This window comes from Nonomuraea cypriaca (genome assembly GCF_015645445.1).
In the GTDB taxonomy this organism is placed as follows: domain Bacteria; phylum Actinomycetota; class Actinomycetes; order Streptosporangiales; family Streptosporangiaceae; genus Nonomuraea; species Nonomuraea cypriaca.
The window spans coordinates 1-5,907 of sequence record NZ_JADOGI010000390.1 but is presented as its reverse complement, the minus strand read 5'-3'; the positions used below and the strand labels follow the sequence as shown (position 1 = coordinate 5,907).

8 protein-coding genes are annotated in these 5,907 nt (G+C 70.2%); 7 read left to right on the top strand and 1 reads right to left on the bottom strand.

Features of this window, described 5'->3' with window-relative positions:
- The first annotated feature begins 195 nt into the window (after nucleotides 1-195).
- The 5 genes from ITP53_RS53435 (at nucleotide 196) to ITP53_RS53415 (ending at nucleotide 4,291) form a co-directional block, all read left to right on the top strand.
- Nucleotides 196-762 (top strand): hypothetical protein, encoded by a 567-nt coding sequence (locus ITP53_RS53435; protein ID WP_195903151.1) that lies wholly within the window; start codon nucleotides 196-198, stop codon nucleotides 760-762.
- 157 nt (nucleotides 763-919) lie between these two features.
- Nucleotides 920-1,408: a hypothetical protein gene (locus ITP53_RS53430; protein ID WP_195903150.1), complete on the top strand. Its 489-nt coding sequence runs from the start codon at nucleotides 920-922 to the stop codon at nucleotides 1,406-1,408.
- Between the two features lie 99 nt (nucleotides 1,409-1,507).
- The gene (locus tag ITP53_RS53425; protein ID WP_195903149.1) at nucleotides 1,508-2,143 is read left to right on the top strand and encodes an NAD-dependent epimerase/dehydratase family protein; all 636 of its coding nucleotides are present in this window, start codon (nucleotides 1,508-1,510) and stop codon (nucleotides 2,141-2,143) included.
- Between the two features lie 211 nt (nucleotides 2,144-2,354).
- Nucleotides 2,355-3,344, top strand: coding sequence for a GTP 3',8-cyclase MoaA (gene moaA, locus ITP53_RS53420; RefSeq protein WP_195903148.1), 990 nt, complete (start codon nucleotides 2,355-2,357; stop codon nucleotides 3,342-3,344).
- Between the two features lie 11 nt (nucleotides 3,345-3,355).
- Entirely contained in the window at nucleotides 3,356-4,291 is a 936-nt protein-coding gene (locus ITP53_RS53415; RefSeq protein ID WP_195903147.1) for an NTP transferase domain-containing protein, read from the top strand.
- Nucleotides 4,292-4,605: 314 nt separating this feature from the next.
- Here ITP53_RS53415 and ITP53_RS53410 read toward each other — a convergent pair whose 3' ends face one another.
- The gene (locus ITP53_RS53410; RefSeq protein ID WP_195903146.1) at nucleotides 4,606-4,926 is read right to left on the bottom strand and encodes a DUF3099 domain-containing protein; all 321 of its coding nucleotides are present in this window, start codon (nucleotides 4,924-4,926) and stop codon (nucleotides 4,606-4,608) included.
- A gap of 98 nt (nucleotides 4,927-5,024) precedes the next feature.
- On the opposite strand from ITP53_RS53410, the gene ITP53_RS53405 reads away from it, so the two are divergent.
- Both ITP53_RS53405 and ITP53_RS53400 read left to right on the top strand, forming a co-directional pair.
- A complete protein-coding gene (locus ITP53_RS53405) occupies nucleotides 5,025-5,237 on the top strand; it encodes a dodecin (RefSeq protein ID WP_195903145.1) in 213 nt (70 codons plus the stop codon).
- 139 nt (nucleotides 5,238-5,376) lie between these two features.
- The coding region (locus ITP53_RS53400) for an arsenate reductase/protein-tyrosine-phosphatase family protein (RefSeq protein ID WP_195903144.1) at nucleotides 5,377-5,907 on the top strand (531 nt) is incomplete at its 3' end.

Here is a 5,907-nt window from a genome sequence, read left to right as displayed (position 1 = left end):
CCCATCCACCGTCCACAGCCGATCCACGGCCCGCGGCCGATCGAGGGTCCGCCACGGATCCATGGTCCCTGGCCATTCGATGATCCACCACGGATCCACGGTCCCTGGCCGATCGGCGGTTCACCATCGATCCACCGTCCGCGGCCGGTCGGCAGGCCACCACTCGTCCAGGGTCCGCAGGGTGCCCGCCCGAGGGTGGACGTGCGGTACCCGAACGCCCGCCCCGCCCTGCCCCCCACTCTGGAGTGGCGCGCTGAGCCCTCCTCGAACTCGTGGGCGCCCGCAGGGGCGGCTCGCATGACCGGCCGATGGGAGACCTGGCGTTTCCTCCCCGACAAGAGACTTAACCGCTATTACCCGGCGGGCACCTGGACCATCGCCGCAACCGCGAAGGACGCGGGCGGGGCGACCGTGACGGAATACGCGTCGTTCCAGCTCAAGCGCGACACCAGACTCTCCGAGGTGACGGTGGAACGGGCCAAGGGCGCGGACGGCGCGACGGTACGCCTGCGCGGCTCCCTGACCCGGGTGGATCCGCGCGGCCTCACCGATTACGGCCCGTTCGCCGGGCAGCCGCTCGAGATCCTCTGGCGCCCCGGCAACTCCGCCACCTGGGAACGCGTCGGCCAGGCGAAGACCGACGCCGCGGGCGGGTTCGTGAGCACGATCCAGGCCCCGGCGGGCGGTCAGTGGCGCGTCCGCTATCCAGGAACCGGACACTACTCATCAGACATATCTAAAACACGACAAATAACTCAATAACGTACTAAATAAAAACATCAGCGGGTGCGCGCCTAAACCGGCGTTGCGGAATTGTGATCAACATCGTCGCAACTTTTCTTTACCCTTACGCGTCATTGGCTGTTGACGTGCCCCGTCCCGGGGTGCGTTCCCAGACGGGGAAGGAAATTCATTGAGAATGCGACGTCTCGCCGCCGGCCTGGCGGCAGCCGCCTTGGGCGCGACGATGGTGGCCACCGCCGCCTCGCCCGCGCTCGCGGACCCGGGCCTGGACCCGGATGTCGCCGGCGGTCACACGAGTCTGAAGTTCGACGCAAGCCCCGAGCCCGCGTGGCGCGGCAAGCCCATCACCCTCTCGGGCAAGCTTTCCGTGCAGTGTGACGAGGACTACATCGACGGCTTCGTCGCGGTGATCCACGCCGACCACTGCAAGACCCAGGAGACCTGGCACCGCCTCGCCTGGAAGCGGATCGTGATCCTCTTCCAGCCGGACGGCAGCGGCAGGTGGGAGCACGTCGACACGGTCAGGACCAGCGGCAAGGGTTACTTCGCGACGAAGGTCCCTGCTCGCACTTCTGGCACGTGGCGCGCGATCTTCGAGGGCGCGAAATGGCTCGCCCCCTCGGAGGGCAAGGACTGGGTGAAGGTCGTCGGCCACCGCCGCTGACCCGCCCGCGAACGCCCGGCCGCACCCCGGCCGGGCGTTCGCCTGTCCACCCCCACACGACCCGGCAGGCCTGCGCACACGGGCCGCTGCCTGGCGCCCGTGCCGATTACCGAGGAGTCCGAGCTTCGCCGCGAGCGCTACCCGTACCGGGGGAAGGGCTACGCCGGCGTGCCGGACGACTACGAGAAGCTCGACGTGGAGGCGCGCTGGCTGGCCCGCGGCGCCGTCGTGCTGCGGCTGCCGATGGTGTACGGGCCGCATGACTGGCAGCGCAGGGAGGAGCCGATCCTGCGCCGGGTCCGCGCGGGCCGCGAGCGCATCCCGGTCGGCGCCGCCAACCTCCTGTGGACCAGGGGATACGTCGACGACATGGCCACCGGCGTGCTGGCCGCACTCGACAACCGCGCGGCCGACGGCCTGACGGTCAACCTGGCCGAGACGAGCACGGTGACCGTGGGCGCCTGGTTCGAGCAGATCCTCGCCGCCGCCGGGTCCGGGGCTCGGCTGGTGCGCGTACCCGACGACGCGCTCCCGCCCGACCTCGTGCTGTCCGGAGCCCCCGCCCAGCACCTGCTGATCTCCGTGGCGCGTGCCGAGGAACTGCTCGGCTGGGCGCCCGGCGACCCGGCGGCGCGAGTGACAGAATCGGTCCGCTGGCACCTGGCCAACCCCCCGGACACCCTATGGACCCCCGAAGACACCACCACCGACGAAACCGCCCTCAACCACGCCTGAAACGTACGGCGACCTGGGGCGCCCATGTCACTGTCACAGCAGGGCCAGGCGTGATCTCGCGGGTGATCCACCACGAATTCAGGGTAGGAGCCGTCCCGGGCGGAATCGATCTACCAACGAGAACGTTGTCGGGCAAGACACGTGTTTTTGGGCGCTGCGGTGCGAGCGTCGTAGGCTGGCTTTTTGGCGGACGAACAGGAGGTGACGCCCCGTGTTGCGAGACTCGTTCGGACGGGTGGCGACTGATCTGCGGGTGTCCCTCACGGACAAATGCAACCTGCGCTGCACATACTGCATGCCCCCGGAAGGGCTCGACTGGCTGCCGAACCCCCAGCTCCTGACGGCGGAGGAGATCGTTCGCCTGGTGACGATAGGCGTCGAGCGTCTCGGCGTCACCGAGGTGCGCTACACCGGTGGCGAGCCACTGCTCAGACGCGAGCTGGTGGACATCGTGGCCCGCACCACCGCCCTGGAGCCGAAGCCGCAGGTCTCCCTGACCACCAACGGCATCGGGCTGGCCCGCCTCGCCGAGTCGCTGGCCGGCGCGGGGCTCGACCGGGTCAACGTCTCGCTCGACACGCTCGACGCGGACACGTTCAAGCGGCTCGCCCATCGCGACAGGCACGCCGACGTGATCGCCGGCCTGGCCGCCGCGGCCGCCGCCGGCCTGGCCCCGGTCAAGGTCAACACGGTGCTCATGCGCGGCGTCAACGACCAAGAGGCGGGGCCGCTGCTGCGGTGGTGCCTCGACCAGGGCTACGAGCTGCGCTTCATCGAGCAGATGCCGCTCGACGCGCAGCACGGCTGGAGCCGCGAGGACATGGTCACCGCCGACGAGATCCTCGGCCTGCTTTCGGATTCGTTCGATCTGGCGCCCGACGATCAGGAGGATCGCGGCAGCGCGCCGGCCGAGCGGTTCCTCGTGGACGGCGGCCCGGCGCGGGTCGGCGTGATCGGGTCGGTGACGCGGCCGTTCTGCGGGGCCTGCGACCGGGTCCGGCTCACCGCCGACGGCCAGGTGCGCAACTGCCTCTTCGCGACCGAGGAGTCCGACCTGAAGACGGCCATGCGGGCGGGCGCGTCCGACGACGAACTGGCCGAGCGGTGGGTCGCCGCCGTGGCCCGCAAGCGTGCCGGGCACGGCATCGACGATCCGTCGTTCCTGCAGCCCGCCAGGCCGATGTCCGCCATCGGCGGCTGAGCGGCCGCGCCATGCCGTACGACGCGGTGATCCTGGCAGGGGGAGAGGCACGGCGGCTGGGCGGAGCGGACAAGCCCGCGCTCACAGTCGGCGCCCGATCCCTCGTGGAGAACGTCGTGGCGGCCGTCTCCGGCGCGGACAGGACGATCGTGGTCGGGCCGGAACGCCCGATCCCCGGGGTCGTGTTCACCCGTGAGGACCCGCCGCGGGGCGGCCCCGTGCCCGCGCTGGCGGCCGGGCTGGCCGAGGTCCGCGCCCCCTGGGTGGTCCTGCTCGCCGGTGACCTGCCGTTCCTCACCGCCGCCCACGTGACGGCCCTGCTCAAGGCCGCCGACCCGGCCGGAGCGGCCGATCCCGCCGGAGCTGAGTCCACTGGACCCGGTGGGGCGGCCGCCGTACCGGCCGGCGTTGAGAGCACGGCGGCTGCCGTACCGGCCGGAGTCGAGGGCACTGGACCCGGTGGGGCGGCAGAGGCCGCCGGACGGGCCGGGGCGGTGATGGTCGATGACGGCGGGCGCGAGCAGTGGCTGGCCGGCGCGTGGCCGGCCGCCGAGCTGCAGGCGGCCCTGCGCACCTACGAGGGCCGCTCACTCAAGGGACTGCTCGGCCCTCTCACCGGCGCGCGCCTGGCGCTTCCGGGACGGCCGTGGTTCGACTGCGACACAATGGACGACCTACAGGAGGCTCGCATGAACGTGCTCAAGGAATGGACCGCGCTGGCCTGCAAGGAGCTGGGCATCGACCCGGCCGCCGTCGACCGGGACCAGATCCTCGAACTCACCAAGGAGGTCGCCCACGGGGTGGCCAGGCCGGCCGCGCCGCTGACGGCGTACCTGCTCGGGCTGGCCCAGGGAGCGGGAAGCGCCCCTGAGGACGCCGTGGCGAGATTGACCACATTGGCGAAGAACTGGGGCGAGGCGACCACTGAGACGCTGACAGACGGCTGACACTCGAACGAACTCTTGAAGTCAAGCCCGCCCGCCCTGAAGATTCCCTGTGAATATTGAGGCGGGAGGGCGTGTAAACGATTTCGGGAAAGCAGTCCTACCGACTGCCCGGCGCGCCCTCGGACATGATCGTCCATGGCAAACGTTTGCCCAAGAAAAGGGCGACGCCGGGTGGTTACGGGGGCAAACCACCCGGCGTCGCTTCATCGGCGTTCCGACGGGGGCCCGGAACGCCGGCACCAGCACTCCGACGGGGGACCGGAGCGCTTGGCTAAAGCGTACACCTACAACCCATGGGATGCGTCAAGACTTAGTCACGACCCGATCTCGCGTCGATGCAGCGGTATCTCGGTTTGGTTAGCCTCAGGGGACTGAAAGGTAGGCGGCGGTGCCTCCTTCCCCCTCTCATTGGCCCCGATTACCGCTATGTATGGCAAAAAGACGGCAGCGGCGATGAACACCAGCCGGTACGGCCACGGCAGGGGGAGCACGACCGCCAGGATCAGGCAGATCGTGCGGATGCCCATCTTGATGAGATAGCTGATCTCGCGCTTGTGGATGTCGGCCGTCAGCGACGGTTTGGCGTCCGTCACCTGGTGGACGTCCGTCCTCGACTTCCTGCGCCAGCCCTTCATACCTTCTACGGTAGACCTCGGGTATGCCGCCCGCGAGGGCGCACCCCGCCGGTGACGGGGGCATGCGATCATGGCCTTCGAGTAAGGAGGACAGGGAGATGACGGATCGCACGTACCGCGTGACCGAAATCGTGGGCACGTCGGGAGAGAGCGTCGACCAGGCCATCCGCAACGGTCTCAGGCGCGCCTCGCAGACGCTGCGCCACCTCGACTGGTTCGAGGTGACCGAGATCCGCGGCCACCTCGACGCGGGAGAGGTCGCGCACATCCAGGTCGGCATGAAGGTGGGCTTCCGCCTGGAAGACACCTGAGCCGCCCTCTCAGCGCCTCACCACCCCTCGGGGTGGATCAGGGGTAGGCGGCCACTCCCCACCGCCTCCCAGCCCGCCTCCAGCCGCCCGGCCCGCACGTCCCCTCGGCCGCCGGACCGGAGAGGTTAGATTGGCTGGTGTGAGTGCTGAGTTCCGCATCCTGCTGGTGTGCACGGCGAACATCTGCCGTTCCGCCATGGCAGAGGTGATCGCCGGGGCGATGCTCCACTCCACGCCGCTACCGGTGGCGACGGGCAGCGCGGGGGTCCGCGCCCTGGTCGGCCATCCGATGGCGCCGCACGCCGTCGCCGCGCTGGACAGGCTCGGTCTCGACGGGCGGGCGCACCGGGCCAGGATGCTGGATCCCGGCCTGGTCAGGTGGGCGGACCTGCTGCTGACCATGGAGGCCGGACACGTCGCCGTGGCCGTCGGCCTGGACGCTGTGGCCGCGCACAAGACGTTCACGCTGCCGGAGTTCGCCGGGCTCGCCTCCGGTGCCGGGCAGCGCCGCTACCGGTCGGACACGGTGGAGCGGGCGCGTGCCATCGTCCAGTCGGCCGCCGCACGTCGCGACCGCCGGCGCGTCCTGGAGGTCCACGACCCGTACGGCGGCCCGCCGGAAGGCTACGAAGCCTGTGCCAAGACCCTCGGCGAATCCCTCAGCCACGCC